10 protein-coding genes are annotated in these 12,677 nt (G+C 42.2%); 5 read left to right on the forward strand and 5 right to left on the reverse strand.

All coding sequences use genetic code 11. The features are described 5' to 3' along the window. Positions 1-84: 84 nt before the first annotated feature. On the reverse strand, positions 85-1,023 hold the full coding sequence (gene mdh, locus P3L40_RS20855; RefSeq protein WP_004905937.1) for a malate dehydrogenase: 939 nt from the start codon (positions 1,021-1,023) through the stop codon (positions 85-87). 493 nt (positions 1,024-1,516) lie between these two features. Here mdh and argR point away from each other — a divergent pair, with 493 nt between their 5' ends. After that, positions 1,517-1,987 (forward strand): transcriptional regulator ArgR, encoded by a 471-nt coding sequence (gene argR, locus P3L40_RS20860; RefSeq protein ID WP_004907450.1) that lies wholly within the window; start codon positions 1,517-1,519, stop codon positions 1,985-1,987. A gap of 85 nt (positions 1,988-2,072) precedes the next feature. Continuing rightward, a complete protein-coding gene (locus tag P3L40_RS20865; protein WP_036958784.1) occupies positions 2,073-2,489 on the forward strand; it encodes a DUF6122 family protein in 417 nt (138 codons plus the stop codon). 43 nt (positions 2,490-2,532) lie between these two features. On the opposite strand, the gene mpl is transcribed toward P3L40_RS20865, so the two are convergent. Then, positions 2,533-3,915: a UDP-N-acetylmuramate:L-alanyl-gamma-D-glutamyl-meso-diaminopimelate ligase gene (mpl, locus tag P3L40_RS20870; RefSeq protein ID WP_110591052.1), complete on the reverse strand. Its 1,383-nt coding sequence runs from the start codon at positions 3,913-3,915 to the stop codon at positions 2,533-2,535. A gap of 163 nt (positions 3,916-4,078) precedes the next feature. Here mpl and fbp point away from each other — a divergent pair, with 163 nt between their 5' ends. Both fbp and ppa read left to right on the forward strand, forming a co-directional pair. Next, positions 4,079-5,086, forward strand: coding sequence for a class 1 fructose-bisphosphatase (gene fbp / locus P3L40_RS20875; RefSeq protein WP_004905947.1), 1,008 nt, complete (start codon positions 4,079-4,081; stop codon positions 5,084-5,086). Between the two features lie 205 nt (positions 5,087-5,291). Then, entirely contained in the window at positions 5,292-5,822 is a 531-nt protein-coding gene (gene ppa, locus P3L40_RS20880) for an inorganic diphosphatase (protein ID WP_004905951.1), read from the forward strand. A 144-nt stretch (positions 5,823-5,966) separates the two neighbouring features. On the opposite strand, the gene P3L40_RS20885 is transcribed toward ppa, so the two are convergent. The 3 genes from P3L40_RS20885 to P3L40_RS20895 are packed head-to-tail and all read right to left on the reverse strand — an operon-like array spanning position 5,967 to position 11,833. Further along, the gene (locus P3L40_RS20885; RefSeq protein ID WP_004905952.1) at positions 5,967-6,314 is read right to left on the reverse strand and encodes a gamma-glutamylcyclotransferase; all 348 of its coding nucleotides are present in this window, start codon (positions 6,312-6,314) and stop codon (positions 5,967-5,969) included. A 3-nt stretch (positions 6,315-6,317) separates the two neighbouring features. Then, entirely contained in the window at positions 6,318-10,094 is a 3,777-nt protein-coding gene (locus P3L40_RS20890) for a translocation/assembly module TamB domain-containing protein (RefSeq protein ID WP_210853011.1), read from the reverse strand. Then, positions 10,091-11,833, reverse strand: a complete 1,743-nt coding sequence (locus tag P3L40_RS20895) for an autotransporter assembly complex protein TamA (RefSeq protein WP_094961660.1) — start codon at positions 11,831-11,833, stop codon at positions 10,091-10,093. The genes P3L40_RS20890 and P3L40_RS20895 overlap by 4 nt, the downstream gene beginning before the upstream one ends. Before the next feature lie 133 nt (positions 11,834-11,966). Between P3L40_RS20895 and msrA the strand changes: the two genes are divergently transcribed. Then, positions 11,967-12,608, forward strand: coding sequence for a peptide-methionine (S)-S-oxide reductase MsrA (msrA, locus tag P3L40_RS20900; protein WP_004905960.1), 642 nt, complete (start codon positions 11,967-11,969; stop codon positions 12,606-12,608). Positions 12,609-12,677 lie beyond the last annotated feature (69 nt).

The raw sequence follows: 12,677 nt of genomic DNA on the forward strand, positions 1-12,677 counted from the left end.
TTTGATAACAAGCATATAAAAAAAGGTTGAGTTCTAAACGAAACTCAACCCTTCACATTCACTATTAGGAAAAATTAATTGGCATTAGCCATTAATGAATTTTTCACCTAATTCGATATCTGCTTTTAATACATCTAGCATGTCTTTCAGCGCTTTCTCTTCAAATGCGCTTAATTTACCGATTGGTAAGTGCTTTTCGATACCGTTTTTGCCTAAAACAACTGGTTGTGCGAAGAAGCGAGCGTGTTCACCATCACCTTCGGTGTAAACACATTCAACCACATTGCTTTCGCCTTGGAGACCACGAATTAAAGATAAACCTAAACGTGCAGCTGCTTGGCCCATAGATAAAGTTGCAGACCCGCCACCGGCTTTCGCTTCAACGACTTCTGTGCCTGCGTTTTGAATACGTTTGGTTAACGCGGCAACTTCCTCATCAGTGAAGCTAACACCTTCAATTTGAGATAACAATGGCAGAATAGTCACACCTGAGTGGCCGCCAATCACAGGCACTTCAAGGTCATTAACATTTTTGCCTTTCAGCTCAGCAACAAACGTATTAGAACGAATGATATCTAACGTCGTCACACCGAATAAACGGTTTTTATCGTATACTCCTGCTTTTTTCAGGACTTCCGCAGCGATAGCAACGGTAGTATTCACTGGGTTAGTGATAATACCAATCAATGCCTTAGGGCAGGTTTCAGCAATTTGTTGGATCAGATTACGGACAATACCCGCATTGATGTTAAATAAGTCAGAACGATCCATACCTGGTTTACGTGCAACACCCGCAGAAATAAGAACAATGTCAGCACCTTTCAATGCAGGTTTTGCATCTTCGCCGGCAAAGCCTGTCACTTTAACATCAGTTGGGATATGGCTTAGGTCAGCAGCAACACCTGGAGTAACTGGTGCGATGTCGTAGAGGGAGAGTTCTGAACCTGCTGGGAGCTGGTTTTTGAGAAGAAGGGCGAGAGCCTGACCGATACCACCTGCTGCACCTAGGACTGCAACTTTCATTCTGAAACTCCTTAATTTGTACTTTAAAAAGATATCACTTTATTTGTTATACACTTAACACATTACGTATAAAAAACAATTTGTTAACAGATAGAGAGAGAGTTTAACGCAAGAGAACTTGTTTATTAATTGCCAGTATTCTAAACAAATTCCTTATCTGTTAATGAGATAACGGGCACTTTTTTAACAAATAGTTTTTCAGGGTATTGCATTTCGCACAATAAGTTGTTTTTAGTGTATATTATTCAATCAAAAATATTTTTATTAACAATAAATTTACAGCAGACATCTGAAAAATTCATTGTTCTATTATGCTAATTTTTCATTCCCACAATTTACGATAAATAAATACTTCTGACTATCAGCTCGAAACAAGCTTATCTAACTTTAAGTTATTCACTGGTTATAAAATCATCATAACGCAATTTTGTTGCATAAAAATGCACTTTTACGGATAATACAACTTGGTTCAATGCAAAAGAATGGGTTAATTATGCGCACTCCGTCTAAACAAGAAGACTTGGTTAAGGCTTTTAAAGCCCTACTTAAAGAAGAAAAATTTAGCTCGCAAGCTGAGATCGTCACAGCTTTGCAAGAAGAAGGCTTCGAAAATATTAACCAATCAAAAATTTCCAGAATGCTTACCAAATTTGGTGCAGTTCGCACCCGTAATGCAAAAATGGAAATGGTATATTGCCTGCCTACAGAGCCTGGTGTCCCTACCGCTACCAGTCCACTCAAAAACTTGGTTTTGGATATAGACTATAACCCTTCTGTTGTCGTGATCAGAACTAGCCCTGGAGCTGCACAGCTTATTGCACGTTTGTTAGATTCATTAGGCAAAGCAGAAGGAATTTTAGGTAGTATTGCTGGTGATGATACTATCTTCTCAACACCGGCAAATAATTTCACCACAAAAGAACTGTATGAAGCGATTCTAGCGTTATTTGAACAAGAGCTTTAATCTATTGATATACATTAGCTTAAGAGGGAAATTGATTTCCCTCTTATTGTTTTTGTCTGTTTCTATTCTATTTTGAGACATCATTTTGCTATTTGATATTTTCCGTAACTTCATACACTACGGCTTTCACTTCCTAATGCCAATTGCCTTTGGTTACCTATTTTGGCGAAAAAATTGGAAACTAGCGGCCCTGATTATGATTGCCACGATGGCTATCGACTTAGATCATCTGCTAGCTGATCCGATTTTCGACCCAGAGCGCTGTGGCATTGGTTTCCACCCACTCCATTCCTTTTGGGCTGCGGTTGTCTATGTCGTATTATTATTCATGCCATCATGGAAACTTAAAGCCATTGCTGTTGGTTGTTTATTCCACCTTTTTACTGATTCAGTAGATTGTTATATGGGAAGTTTAAAAAAAGAAATGAATAGTCCAATAACATTAAGTCTCGTCACAGAACAGTGCCCATTGGGTATGCCAAACATAAAAAAACCCCAGTAATCATAAGAATCACTGGGGTTATCAAATAGCTAGCTAAGAGAATTTAATCATCTCGCTCTGTTTCTGCTTTCGCTTTCAAACCTGCGAGCAATTTGCCATGAATGCCACTAAAGCCACCGTTGCTCATCACCAAAATATGATCGCCCGGTTGTGCGGTTTCAATAATCATATTGGTAAATGCCTCAATATCTGCACTCCAACGCGCGGGTTGGACGCATTTTTCAGCGATGTCTGTCACCATCCAAGGGATATTGGCGGGTTGGAAAAGAAACACTTCATCTGCACGGCCAAGCGCAGGCGCAATATCATTTTTATTGATACCCATTTTCATCGTATTCGAGCGAGGTTCGAGCACCGCAAGAATACGTGAAGTTCCCCCAACTTTGCTGCGAAGTGCTTCTAACGTCGCCAAAATAGCAGTTGGATGATGTGCGAAGTCATCGTAAACACTGACACCATTTTCAACGCCTCGTAGCTCAAGACGACGACGTGCATTGATAAAACTATTCAAGGCGAGACAAGCTTCTTTTACTGGAACGCCCACATGGTGAGCCGCTGCAATCGCCATCAATGCATTTTGGATATTGTGGTTACCCACTTGTGACCAAGTGACTTCTCCAACTTTTTCTTGTTGGTAATACACCGCAAAATGGCTGCCATCGTGGCTGAGCTTCTCAGCTTGCCATCCGCCATGCTCCCCGCCCACCAGCTCTTGTTCACTCCAGCAGCCCATTCCAATCACTTGTTTTAAATGATTGTCGTTGTCCGGTGTGAAAATTTTGCCACTGGCGGGCACAATACGTACAAGATGATGGAACTGTTTTTGAATCGCTTCGAGGTTTTCAAAGATATCCGCATGGTCGAATTCAAGGTTGTTCAATACCAAGGTTTTCGGGCTGTAATGAACAAATTTAGAACGTTTATCGAAGAATGCACAGTCATATTCATCAGCTTCGATGACAAAAAACGGGCTTTCACCAATCTTAGCGGAGACATCAAAGTTACCTGGGACACCGCCGATTAGAAAACCTGGCTTGTAACCGCAGTCTTCTAAGATCCACGCAAGCATCCCCGCGGTGGTCGTTTTTCCATGGGTCCCCGCCACAGCCAGTACCCAACGTTCCGGTAACACATAGTCATGGAGCCACTGTGGGCCAGAAGTATACGGCAAACCTCTTTCTAATACGGCTTCAACACAAGGGTTTCCACGCGTCATTGCATTACCAATCACCACCATATCCGGTATTGGGTCAAGCTGAGCCGGATCATACCCCTGAATAAGCTCAATCCCTTGATTTTCAAGCAATGTGCTCATCGGTGGATACACATTGGCATCCGAACCCGTCACTTTATGTCCTAAAGAACGAGCCAATATTGCTAAGCTTCCCATAAAGGTACCGCATATACCTAAAATATGTATGTGCATTCTTTTTCATCCAATTAGCATGAGGTTGGTCACTATTCTACCCATCAAAAACAGGTTTATAAATGCATTAACCTATTAATCTTTTTTTTATTTAGTTAAACTCTTCCCGCGCGAGGGTAAATGCCCCGCAAAACCTCTGTCAATTTTATTCAGGACCTTCGTCATGAAAACATTAGGCGAATTCATCGTCGAAAAGCAACAAGATTTTCCTCATGCAACAGGTGAGCTGACTTCTTTATTATCAGCTATCAAACTGGGCGCTAAAATTATCCATCGTGATATTAATAAAGCTGGACTTGTCGATATTCTTGGCACTAACGGTGTTTCGAATATTCAAGGTGAAGTTCAGATGAAGCTTGACCTGTATGCAAACGAAAAACTGAAAGCGGCTTTAAAAGCACGCGGAGAAGTCGCCGGTATCGCCTCTGAAGAAGAAGATGAAATTGTCATTTTCGAAGGAGACCGCGCAGAAAACGCAAAATATGTTGTTTTAATGGACCCACTTGATGGTTCTTCAAACATCGATGTAAACGTTTCCGTTGGAACAATTTTCTCAATCTACCATCGTATCACGCCAATTGGCCAACCGGTTACAGAAGCGGATTTCCTGCAACCTGGTAACCGCCAAGTGGCTGCGGGCTACGTGGTTTACGGTTCATCAACGATGTTGGTTTACACCACTGGTGTTGGTGTACATGCGTTTACTTACGACCCATCATTGGGCGTGTTCTGCTTGTCTCATGAAAAAGTGATGTTCCCATCAGAAGGAAAAATGTACTCCATCAATGAAGGTAACTATATTAAGTTCCCGATGGGTGTTAAAAAGTACATTAAATATTGCCAAGAAGAAGATAAAGCAACAAATCGTCCGTATACCACGCGTTATATCGGTTCTTTGGTTGCAGACTTCCATCGTAACTTGCTCAAAGGGGGAATTTATATTTACCCAAGTACGGCAAGCCATCCAAATGGGAAACTGCGCCTTCTGTACGAATGTAACCCAATTGCATTTTTAGCAGAACAAGCCGGTGGTAAAGCCAGTGACGGAGCAAACCGCATTTTAGATATCATACCTAGCGAATTACACCAACGTGCGCCGTTCTTTGTCGGAACTGAGTCGATGGTAGAAAAAGCAGAATCATTTATGCGTGAATTCCCTGACACGGAATAATCTAATTCATTAATTATAAGGCGGGGCTTCCCGCCTTTTTTGTCCCTTTTTTTCACCAACTAGTGAGTTTTGTCCCCTTTTACGGCTATAATGTCCCTCACGCTATCTACTCTATTATTTAATTTGCCTAAAGGCGGCAATAAATGCGATGCCAGCGACAAATTAAAATGAGTAAATTCATTATTCACACAAAGGATACATTTAAATGGGCCTGAACAATGTACCGGCAGGTAAAGATCTGCCAGAAGATATCTATGTTATCATCGAAATCCCTGCGAACGCAGATCCTATCAAATATGAAGTTGATAAAGAGTCTGGTGCGCTGTTTGTAGACCGTTTCATGTCAACAGCGATGTTCTATCCATGCAACTATGGTTACATCAACAACACCCTGTCTTTAGATGGTGACCCAGTTGATGTATTAGTTCCAACTCCATACCCATTACAACCAGGCTCAGTCATCCGTTGCCGTCCTGTTGGCGTACTGAAAATGACTGACGAGTCTGGTGAAGATGCAAAATTAGTGGCTGTTCCGCACACTAAATTAAGCAAAGAATACGATCACATTAAAGATGTGAACGACCTGCCAGAATTACTGCGTGCTCAAATTACTCACTTCTTTGAACATTACAAAGATTTAGAAAAAGGTAAGTGGGTTAAAGTTGATGGTTGGGAAGACGCGGCATCTGCAAAAGCAGAGATCATCGAATCTTTCGAACGCGCTGCAAAAAAATAATATCCCTCTAGGGAGATTATGAAAGCTCTGGTTAATACCAGGGCTTTTTTTATGGGTTATAACCCGTTGATTGGTTCATAAAAAACGCCAGCTATCATGGCTGGCGTCCTGTATAACTATAGCATTCAATATAATATTGGATAGCTACTTTTCTTCATCACGTTTCAACCAGTCGCCACTTTTTATTTGGCGTAGACCATCAACGGAATGTTTATATAGATAAATCCAAGCATTGCCATACGGCGTTGGGATGAGCTCCCTCACATAGTCTTGAGAATTTTTCTTTAGCTCATCTAACTCTGTCAAAATGGACGGGTTGATTCGATAAACTTCGCACTCTATCGCCCCATCCCCTTTGACAACCGCTGGATAATATCCAAGATCATACAGTTCATAGCCTTCTAGCTTATGCTCACCAAGTAGCTGGGCATAAGTCATCCAGTGATGATTTCCTTGCTTTTGTCTTAAGCTGCCATAAACAATTACACGCATAATCTAAAACTCAAATTGGTAAAGGAGATCCAATGCCTGATTAACACCAGACACAGCTTCTAAATACAGTTTTGGCATCAATCGATAACGTAAAGTTAACGTCGCCAATGAGTCAAAGATACCAACTCCATACTTCACTTGTAAATCATTAGTGATCTTACCACTTACAACGACTTGAGAACCATCCCCCACACCTTGGGTATCGACGGCTAAATCAGAGACCCCAAATGTCTCACCAATTTTGCCCACGAGTTGCCCACTTTGTGCTACACCTAAGCCTATTAACATAGATGTCATTTGTGAACCATTTGCGTCCCCACTGTCTAAGCCCTCTCCTCTTAATAAGTAAGACAGCGCTTCTTGTTGTGTTTTCGCCGGTTCAGAGAATATTTCTACTTTCGGTTTATCTGCAAGCCCAGTGACCTTCACCCCTGCAATCACGCCATCTGCCGTGTTGTCTGGGTTACGTATAGCTTCTAAGTTTAAGAATGGTTGGTCCGCAGGGCCTGAGAACTGAATTTGCCCCTTACGTACAATCAAATCTTGCCCATAAGCACGGAAACGACCAGCTGGAATATCCACCTGACCATTGATGTGCAAGCCATGGATATTTTGAACCACTTTCAATAAACCCGTCAGGCGCGCTTTTAAGCCAAACGCATCCAATCGAACATCGTTACCAATTTTAATATCCAAATTGGTCTGAATAGGAATGGATGGCGCTTTTTGTTCAATTGGCTGTAAGTTGCTATCTAACATCACCACATCTGAAGATGCGCTTACCGCCGACTCAGGGAGCTCTTGAACAGTAATTCGAGCCCATGGAATATTGACCGTACCATTTAACGTGAGTACCGAAGGTGATGCATCAAATACAATATCCGGTTGAACATCAATTTGGATCATCGGCGGTAAAGAAACACGGAGGTTATTACCTCGCGCCATGATTTTTGCTCGCCATGCATCAATATTGCGCCAATCTGCGTCACCATCAATGTTCAGATAGCCCTCTGGCGTGTTTATCTGACCATTCATGACTGAGCTCGTGCCGTTGAAATTAACACCTAAATGACCACTTTTGATATCAAACGGGATCATTGCAGATCTCACTTCTAAACTCGAAAGCGCTAAATTACCATTTAATAACGGGTTATTCGCTGACCCGCCTAAGCGTAGATTTCCACTTAAACGGCCATTCGCCACTTCCTTCTGGCCCAGTAACGGCTTGATTAAATCTAATGTCACCGAATTAATTTCAACATTACCCGACAACAAGCGACGTTTCTCAATATCAGACACTTGGATGTTACCGCGCATCTGTCCGTTATTAGCCAACCCAAATAACCAACTAAGGTCAGCCTTACCATTTTTCAACCCAGCACTTAACGTTAAGGTATCAAAAGCAATAGGCAAACGGGTTCCATCCACGAACTGAACCGCTTTGACATCATTTCCTCGCAAGTCCAGCTTCACTTGTGGCATGCTGCCATCCGCTTTCCAAATGGCATTGGCTTTACCCGTAAATACGCCACTGACTCGAGTATCTTGTGGCATAAATGGTTTAAGCATTGCGAGATCAAAACGTTCTAGCACGATATCCGCGCTACCACTTTTACCCGCTTTAATCGGTTTTGGTACACACAAACGGGCATTCGGGTTAACCCAACAATGTCTGCCAATGGTCACTTCTTGTGTTTGGTTGGCATAATCGAGTGACATTGCTTGGTTTAAGCGCCATTCACCCACCACCGTATCAAATAAGGTATTGGTTAAATTCCCTTTCCACACTTCAGTCTGCCGGTCAAAACTCCCCGCTAATGCTAATTGCCCAGAAACCGGCTCACCCTTCATATTTAATTTTAAAGTGTGCTGTTTTTCACTGCCTTTTGCATCTAAAGTCAGGTTATTGACGACAAGATCGCCTTGTTTTAGCTGACGCAGAACAACGGATAAATCCCCTTTAATTTGTTCGCCTGTTGCCACATTTCCTTTGATAACAACATTTTCGATAGCAAGCTCATCCTGCCACTTCACACCGCGTGCCGTAAGGTCAACAAGGGCTTCTGGTGTTTGTAAATTACCACGTAATTTCACATCACCCGCAATCACACCACCTAAGCCCGGTAGCAAACCATTGAGTGCAGGGGCATTAATTTTGGCATCAAGATTCCATTTATCGGCAAGAGAACCTTTTACATCAACATTGTTTTTACCTAATGCCAAATTAAAGTTCGGAATATCCCATTGGCCTGCTGCGTTACCTTTGGCTTTACCCCGTGCTTTTAAAAGATTATTTTTAACATTACCGTCTAAGATAATTTCAGGAATATCCAACTGCCAGCTGCCACCGTATAAACTTCCGCGTGTGGCAATTTTGCCATCCACTTTAGCAGGCCATTCAGGGTACTGTTTTGCCGTATTAATACCCGAAAGAGTCAATACTGCATTCCAACTAATCGCCTTGCTCCAGTCCGCAACGCCAGTAATATCCGCATTACCTTGCAAAGCGGCTAAACGTAAGCGAGTTAAATTAATTTGCTCTTCATTACCTTTCGCATCTAATAACAAGGTAGAAGGAGGGAGATCCTTCCCAGTGATCGCTGAGCGTACAGACATATCATAAGCCGATGGCCGGCCATTTAGGCGCAGACGTGTCCCATCGAGTTGATATTGCGCATCCCCCACTAACGGCCACGTTAACTTATCACTTTCTAATGTAAGCAAAATAGGCAGGTCTGCTTGTGACAAATCCGTTTCTGCATCTAGTTTTGCATTAATTGGCCCATGTAAATTCAATGCCAATTTTAGCTCATCAATCAAACCGCCTTTTAAGGAGAGATCTACCTTTTGCCCATCTAAATCGTCTAAACGGCTTTCCCCCACGACTGACAATGAGACTGGCCATTTATCTTGCAAGGTCGCCGTGCCAGATAACGCAATATTCCCCTGCGGTGCATCGACTTTTAACTGTTTAACGAGAACTTGTTGCCCTTCATTTGAAAGACTCAGGTGCAATTGGTTAATTTTGAGATCAGTCGCACCCGTTAATTGAAAATTCGAAGCATTAATACCGTCGACATTCAAATCAACAGGTAAAATAACTTCGGGTAATTCAGCAAGTAACGGTTTAGAAAATAGCGCTTTTAATTCATCTGCCAATGATTTTTGTTCATTTATCGGCGTTGGCTCTGGCTGTTTCTCTTCAACGACGACATCTGATTTGGTTTCAGGTAAATTAATCGCCAAATCAATGATATCAGTTGGAATAATAGTGATCGCTTTCCCTTCCCACGTGACCCCTGTGGTAAATTTAGCTAAATCAATATCCATACCATCCACATTGACGTGCGTTGAAACCAAAGCCAATTGATTCAAACGAATAGTCAAAGGCGCCTTGAGTTCAGTCAAAGGTTCAGATGGTGGCGTTTCTTCAGCAGGGGGAAATTGGGTAGTATCGACAGTAACAGTAACATTTTCCGTGCCTAAATTGTCGACACATAGCTCACGGCTTGTTAAACAACCTAGACGTACCGCTAAATTTAATTTCCCCGCATTAACATCAACTCCCGGCATTTGATATTTAACGCCACTTAGCGTTAAGTTACTAATATCACCGTCAATTTTATCAATGGTTAATTCAGGAACAAAACGTGTCGCTGTATTTAATGCAAAGTGAAGACCTGATTGCGTTCCAATCACCCAACTGAGTACGGCAACAACCAGAACGAGAATTAATAAAATGGAAAGACTGGTCCATTTTAGCCACTTCAACCACCTCATAACTCAGTCCCCAAGCCGATATAAAACTGTATTTTGTTGTTATCTGGATCACCGATAGGTTTTGCTAAGTCTAATTTTATTGGACCAACCGGTGAGACCCAGCGGATACCGACTCCCGCACCCGTTTTAAAATCATTATCTTTAAAGTTATCAACGGCTTCACCACTATCAATAAAGGTCGCTCCCCACCAATTTCCTGTAAAGTTATATTGGTATTCCACAGAGCCTACCGCCAATTTTGATGCCCCTGTCAGCTTACCTTTACTATCTTCTGGCGAGATCTTTTGATAACCATATCCACGCACGCTGCCATCACCACCCGCAAAGAAACGCAAGTCCGGTGGAACTTTGTCGAAGTCATTGGTTTCAATCCAACCGATATTTCCACGAACGACAAAGCGATGACCCTCCCATGGCGTTCTGATCCATACATTTTTGGCTTGTAGTACAGCGAAGTCGATATCTGAACCCCAAATTTTATTCGAATAATCAATAGAATAACGTTGGCTATCTCCCCATGTTGGCATCACACCGCCGCGTTGGCGAATGCGGCTCACATAGGCCCCGGGATACAGCAACATCGTCGTATTCGTCACGTTAGCTTGGGTAAAGTTACTCAGCATCCAACGCATGTTTACGCCATATTGCCAACCGGATGAATAATCCCAGTTACGAGACACATTCAAGGTTGTTGTATTCGCTTGTGTATCATTCAAATCTGTCCGTTTAAAGCCCCCTTGAACCGCATAATATTGCTCAAGCGGGTTCGCTTTTAATGGAATTTTATAACTCGCATCAATTAATTGTTCTGGTTGGGATAAACTAATATTTGACGTTAAACTCTGCCCACGAGAGTTAATCCAAGGCTTATTCCATGTGGCTTTAACGCGAGGGCCGACATCGGTGGCATAGCCTCCCCCAAGCTCAATAAAGTTTTTCGCTCTAGGGGTCATTACCGCTTCCATCGGTAACTCATAAGAGTTTGCTTTGCGCGCACTCACAATACGCGGTGTCACAATTGCAGAAGAGAACCAACCTGTTTCAGCTAACCGACGGTTAAACTCAGCAAGTTGCTCTGATGTGTAGTATTCCCCTTTTTTAAAAGGGGCTAGGTTATTCAGGTAATCTTCTCGGATTTGCGAACCTGAATAAGAAATTGCACCAAACCGATAACGTTCACCACTGTTAAAATCAAAATCCCAATAAGCCGCATGGTGATCAAGAGAAATACCCAGTTGGCTTTTCTCCATCATCGCATCAAAATAACCTTTGCGAACAGCTAAACTACTAAAGCGCCCTTTAAATTCTTCGTATTCGCCATCATTTTGAACTGTATCAAGCTTTGGCGTATATTGTTTGAGCATCTTTTCATAGTCGGGATCCGTTTTTGCTCCACCTTGCAATTCAACAGTCACTCCCTTCAATAAAATAGGTTCTCCAGGAGTGACCTTGGCGGTTAAAACGGAACGAGCAGGCGGGGTTTTTTCTTCATAGCTAAATTCAACCGTGGGTTGGTAGTAACCTAAAGGCTTTAAACCTTCTTTAATTGCTTTCTCAACACGGGCTCGAAAACGACCATTTGGCACAACTTCATCTTGCGATATATTAGACAGTTGTACTCGAACGTTTTGATTAAGTTGTCCTTCAAGGCCTTCAATATTAAGACGAAGATTAGCTGCGTGTACCACTGGCACTGCCGCAGTTAGGCAGAGAAAACAAATTAGAGGGTATTTCGACACGCCTACTCCTAAGGTGATTGTTCGATTGACTAAATACTTCATATCAATTTATTTTGAGTAAAATTCGCCATATACACAAGTTTTTATCCCTATTTTTAGATTATTTGTGTGGTCAATACATATAGGAATCATTATGCCTTTTAATAAATTTCACTCTGCAAGTATTGCACAACCTCTGCCCGGCAGAGCAACTGCTATGACTTACTCACCATATCATGCGCTTAACCATCATTCGATTGAGATTATTCCTAAGAATATGGAAATTGCTTATTTTGCCATGGGCTGTTTTTGGGGAGTTGAACGATTATTTTGGCAGCAAGCTGGGGTTTATTCAACTTCTGCTGGGTATTGTGGTGGAGTGACCCCTAACCCGACCTACGAGGAAGTTTGCTCTGGACGAACTGGCCACGCAGAAGCGGTTCGTGTCGTTTTTGATCCGCAAGTTATCAGTTACTCTCAACTATTGACATTATTTTGGGAAAACCATGACCCTGCACAAGGCATGCGCCAAGGAAATGACATGGGAAGCCAATATCGTTCCGCAATTTATACTGTGTCAGATGAGCAAGACCAGCAAGCGATGGAAACACTGCAAGCTTACCAAAATGCAATGAAAGCGCAGCATGACTCTCGTGCAATCACGACCGAAATAGCGCCCTTAGACACGTTCTATTTTGCCGAAGATTACCACCAGCAGTACTTATACAAAAACCCGAATGGATATTGCGGATTAGGAGGGATTGGTATCTGTTTACCACCTTCGTTAAACAAATAAATCAATAACATAATACAGTGAGTTCATTTTCCCAACCATTCAAGTTGCTTTTCAATATGACTTAAAGCA

Origin of the sequence: Providencia sp. PROV040, assembly GCF_032706145.1 — a bacterium.
Lineage (GTDB): Bacteria > Pseudomonadota > Gammaproteobacteria > Enterobacterales > Enterobacteriaceae > Providencia > Providencia hangzhouensis.

Bases quoted from the DNA above. Each gene is read 5' to 3' on its own strand.
- msrA (WP_004905960.1), top strand. From the start codon at position 11,967: ATGCCTTTTAATAAATTTCACTCTGCAAGTATTGCACAACCTCTGCCC.
- ppa (WP_004905951.1), top strand. From the start codon at position 5,292: ATGGGCCTGAACAATGTACCGGCAGGTAAAGATCTGCCAGAAGATATC.
- P3L40_RS20885 (WP_004905952.1), bottom strand. From the start codon at position 6,314: ATGCGTGTAATTGTTTATGGCAGCTTAAGACAAAAGCAAGGAAATCAT.
- fbp (WP_004905947.1), top strand. From the start codon at position 4,079: ATGAAAACATTAGGCGAATTCATCGTCGAAAAGCAACAAGATTTTCCT.
- mdh (WP_004905937.1), bottom strand. From the start codon at position 1,023: ATGAAAGTTGCAGTCCTAGGTGCAGCAGGTGGTATCGGTCAGGCTCTC.
- argR (WP_004907450.1), top strand. From the start codon at position 1,517: ATGCGCACTCCGTCTAAACAAGAAGACTTGGTTAAGGCTTTTAAAGCC.
- P3L40_RS20890 (WP_210853011.1), bottom strand. From the start codon at position 10,094: ATGAGGTGGTTGAAGTGGCTAAAATGGACCAGTCTTTCCATTTTATTA.
- mpl (WP_110591052.1), bottom strand. From the start codon at position 3,915: ATGCACATACATATTTTAGGTATATGCGGTACCTTTATGGGAAGCTTA.